Source organism: Nocardioides sp. NPDC023903 (assembly GCF_040639295.1).
Classification (GTDB): Bacteria; Actinomycetota; Actinomycetes; order Propionibacteriales; family Nocardioidaceae; genus Nocardioides.
In genome coordinates, this window is record NZ_JBEZZS010000073.1 from 1 (window position 1) to 4,097 (window position 4,097).

3 protein-coding genes are annotated in these 4,097 nt (G+C 66.7%); all 3 read right to left on the reverse strand.

Annotated elements, in window-relative coordinates:
• Positions 1-116: 116 nt before the first annotated feature.
• Complete coding sequence (locus AB0F44_RS29980; RefSeq protein ID WP_357360991.1) at positions 117-992, reverse strand: 1,4-dihydroxy-2-naphthoate polyprenyltransferase; 876 nt, start codon at positions 990-992, stop codon at positions 117-119.
• A gap of 196 nt (positions 993-1,188) precedes the next feature.
• Positions 1,189-2,475 carry a multiple monosaccharide ABC transporter permease gene (mmsB, locus tag AB0F44_RS29985; protein WP_350665824.1) on the reverse strand — a complete coding sequence of 429 codons (1,287 nt, stop codon included), beginning with the start codon at positions 2,473-2,475 and terminating at the stop codon, positions 1,189-1,191.
• 6 nt (positions 2,476-2,481) lie between these two features.
• Positions 2,482-4,014, reverse strand: coding sequence for a multiple monosaccharide ABC transporter ATP-binding protein (gene mmsA, locus AB0F44_RS29990; RefSeq protein WP_357360993.1), 1,533 nt, complete (start codon positions 4,012-4,014; stop codon positions 2,482-2,484).
• Between the last annotated feature and the right edge of the window lie 83 nt (positions 4,015-4,097).

Here is a 4,097-nt window from a genome sequence, read left to right on the forward strand (position 1 = left end):
ATCGCCCGGGTAGCCGCCGAGATCTATCTGATCGTCGTCGTGGTCCGGGACTACTCGCCCTATCAGAACGACCGGATAGTCCTACGAACAGCGTGTTACATCAGGGGCGACGCAACTCAGACGAACAGCAGAGGTACGCCGACGAGCAGCCCCCACACCAGTGTGGCCAGACCGGTCTGCTGGAGGACGGGGATCAGGCGGGGGCCGAGGTTGGTGCGGTCGAGGATGGTGCGTACGCCCTGAGCGGCGACGGCGATGAACCCGAGACCGAGCAGCGCCCACCAGGACGTCGTCAGGGCCACGAGCACGACGGAGACGGCGGCGACGGCCACGAGGGCGACGTAGAGCCAGCGGGTGCGCGCGTCGCCGAGACGTACGGCGAGGGTGATCTTTCCCGACTCGGTGTCGCCGGGGATGTCGCGGAGGTTGTTGGCGACGAGGAGGGCAGAGGTGATCGCGCCGATCCCGACACCTGCCCACAGCGCGCCCCACTCCCAGCTCTGCGTCTGGACGTACGTCGTGCCGATGACCGCGACGAGCCCGAAGAAGACGAAGACCATGACCTCGCCGAGGCCGGCGTAGCCGTAGGGGCGCGAGCCTCCGGTGTAGTACCAGGCCGCGATCATGCAGACCAGGCCCACGAGGATCAGCCACCAGGCGGAGGTCAGCGCCAGCACCAGGCCCTCGACCGCGGCGATCCCGAAGGCGATGAACGCGGCGCGCTTGACCGAGGACGGCGTCGCGAGGCCCGAGCCGGTCAGCCGCAGCGGGCCCACGCGGTCGTCGTCGGTCCCCCGGATGCCGTCGGAGTAGTCGTTGGCGTAGTTGACCGCCACCTGCAGCGCCAGCGCCACCACGAGAGCGAGCAGCGCCTTCCACCAGACCAACCCACCGGCGTACGCAGCCACCCCGGTGCCGGCGATGACCGGCGCGAGCGCCGCGGGGAGGGTGCGAGGACGGGCTCCCTGGAGCCACTGAGCGGAGTTTGCCACCCCGCTATTCAACACCGACGGCTCGTTGCAGGTGCCGCGGGGATGTAACACGTCGTTCGTAGGACTACTCGCCCTATTAGAACGACCGGATAGTCCTACGAACAGCGTGTTACACGAACTCACGCCAACCCCGAAAACCCAGCGACCCCTGCCCGGGGGGAGGCAGGGGTCGCGGGGTGGGGGTGTGGGGGATGGATCAGGTCTTCGGAGGATCGTTGGAGTCGACGCTGAGCTCGGCCTCCATGGCCTCGATCTCCTCGGCCAGCTTGTCGGGCGGCGGAGCGCTGGGCTCGGCAGCCTCGGCACCGGCACCACCAGACCCGGCGGTGCGTCGCTTGTTCCACACGTCGAAGGCGACGGCGAGCAGGAGCACGAGGCCCTTGATGGCCTGCTGCCAGTCGATGGAGACACCGAGCAGCGACATGCCGTTGTTGAGGACACCCATGACGAGACCACCGATGATCGCCCCGACGACGGTGCCGACACCACCGGTGACGGCCGCGCCACCGATGAACGCGGCGGCGATCGCATCGAGCTCGAAGTTGACGCCGGCCTTGGGGTTGGCCGCGGTCAGGCGGGCGGTCGTGACCAGGCCCGCAAGACCCGACAGCAGACCCATGTTCATCATGACCAGGAAGTCGACCCGCTTGGTGTTGACGCCGGACATCGTCGCCGCGTCGACGTTGCCGCCGATCGCGTAGACGTGCCGGCCGAAGACGGTCTTGTTCATGATGAACGTGTAGACCACGATCAGCCCGGCCAGGATCAGGCCGACGATCGGCAGGCCGCGCGCGTCGGCGAGCAGGTAGGCGAAGTACATGATCACGATCGTCAGCAGCGCCAGCTTCACCACGAAGAGCGGGAAGGGCAGGACGTCGAAGTTGTACGCCGCCTGGGCGTTACGGCGACGCACCTCGAGGAAGATCAGCACAGCGACGGCGGCCACGGCGATGAGAAGCGTCAGGTTGTGGAACCCGGTGTCCGGCCCGATCTCGGGCAGGAAGCCGTTGCCGATGGCCTTGAACTCCTCGGGCAGACCACCGACGGTCGCGCCCTTGAGCACCACCAGGGTCAGACCGCGGAAGAGCAGCATCGAGGCCAACGTGACGATGAACGCCGGGATCCCGACGTACGCCACCCAGAAGCCGTGCCAGGCGCCGATCGCGGTGCCGAGCAGCAGGCCCAGGAAGACAGCGACCCACCACGGGAAGTCGTACTGGGTCATCATGATCGCCGCGGCGGCGCCGACGAAGGCGGCCACAGAGCCGACCGAGAGGTCGATGTGGCGCGCCACGATCACGATCACCATGCCGATGGCCAGGATCAGGATCTGGGCGTTCTGGACAACCAGGTTCGAGACGTTGAGCGGCTTGAGCAGCACGCCCTCGGTCGAGATCTGGAAGAGGATGACGATCGCCGCCAGAGCGATGATCATCCCGTACTGGCGGACGTTCCCGCGCAGCGTGTTGAGCAGGGCATTCATCGGGGGTTACTTCCTCGCGTCCGCGGTCATGTAGCGCATCAGGGACTCCTGGGTGGCCTCTGAGCGGTCGAACTCATGGGTGATCACGCCCTCGGCGAGCGTGTAGATGCGATCACACAGACCGAGCAGCTCAGGCAGCTCGGAGGAGATCACCAGTACGCCGCGACCGCTGCGGGCGAGCTCCTGGATGATCCCGTAGATCTCGTACTTGGCGCCGACGTCGATGCCTCGGGTCGGCTCGTCGAGGATCAGCAGCTTCGGGTCGGTGTACATCCACTTGGACAGCACCACCTTCTGCTGGTTGCCGCCGGAGAGCTTCCCGACCCCAGCGGTGATCGAAGGCGCCTTGATGTTGAGGTTCTTGCGGTAGCCCTCGGCGACCACGACCTCCTTGTGCTCGTCGACGACGAGCCCGGAGCGCAGCTTCTTCAGCGCCGCAGCGGTGACCGAGGTCTTGATGTCGTCGATGAGGTTGAGCCCGAGGCCCTTGCGGTCCTCACTGACGTACGCGATGCCGGCATCGATCGCCTGGGTGACCGTGTTGAGCTGCAGCTCCTCGCCGTCCAGCACCAGCGAGCCTGAGGTCCGCGAGCCGTAGGAGCGTCCGAAGATCGACCGCGCGAGCTCCGTACGTCCGGCCCCCATCATCCCCGCGATGCCGACGATCTCGCCGGCGCGCACGGACAGGTTGGCCTGGCGGATGACCTCACGGTGGCTGTCCTGCGGGTGCATGACGGTCCAGTCGCGCACCTGGAAGAGGATGTCGCCGATGGAGGGGGTGTGATCGGGGAAGCGGTTCTCGAGGTCGCGGCCGACCATCCCGCGGATGATCCGGTCCTCGTCCACGCCACCGGCGGCGACGGACAGGGTCTCGATGCTCTGGCCGTCACGGATGATCGTGATCTCGTCGGCGATCTGCTCGATCTCGTTCAGCTTGTGGCTGATCATGATCGAGGTGATCCCCTTCTCCTTCAGCCCCTTCAGGAGCGCGAGGAGGTGCTGGGAGTCGTCGTCGTTCAGCGCGGCGGTCGGCTCGTCGAGGATGAGCAGCTTGACCTCCTTCGAGAGCGCCTTGGCGATCTCGACCAGCTGCTGCTTGCCGATGCCGAGGTTCTTCACCGGCGTCAGCGGGTTCTCCCGCAGGCCGACCCGCGCGAGCAGGTCGATGGCCTCGCGGTTGGCGCGGCCCCAGTCGATGATGCCGCGCTTGGCGGTCTCGTTGCCGAGGAAGATGTTCTCCGCGATCGAGAGCTCGGGGATGAGGGCGAGCTCCTGGTGGATGATCACGATGCCGGCGGCTTCGCTCTGCCGGATGTTGGCGAACTTCGCGGTCTCGCCCTCGAAGACGATGTCGCCGCTGTAGGTGCCGTGGGGGTAGACCCCGCTGAGCACCTTCATCAGGGTGCTCTTGCCCGCGCCGTTCTCTCCGCAGATCGCGTGGATGTCACCGCGGTTGACGACGAGGTTGACGTCGGCGAGCGCCTTGACGCCGGGGAACTCCTTGGTGATGCCGCGCATCTCCAGGATCGGTGAGGTCATGTGTGTCCTGCTATCTGGCCAGGTGCCGGCGTGGGCCCGGTCCGGAGTTCAACAAGGTGCAGCTGGGTACGTTCCCGCACGTC

Coding starts and splice junctions, on each gene's coding strand:
- mmsB (WP_350665824.1), bottom strand. CDS start 2,475: ATGAATGCCCTGCTCAACACGCTGCGCGGGAACGTCCGCCAGTACGGG.
- mmsA (WP_357360993.1), bottom strand. CDS start 4,014: ATGACCTCACCGATCCTGGAGATGCGCGGCATCACCAAGGAGTTCCCC.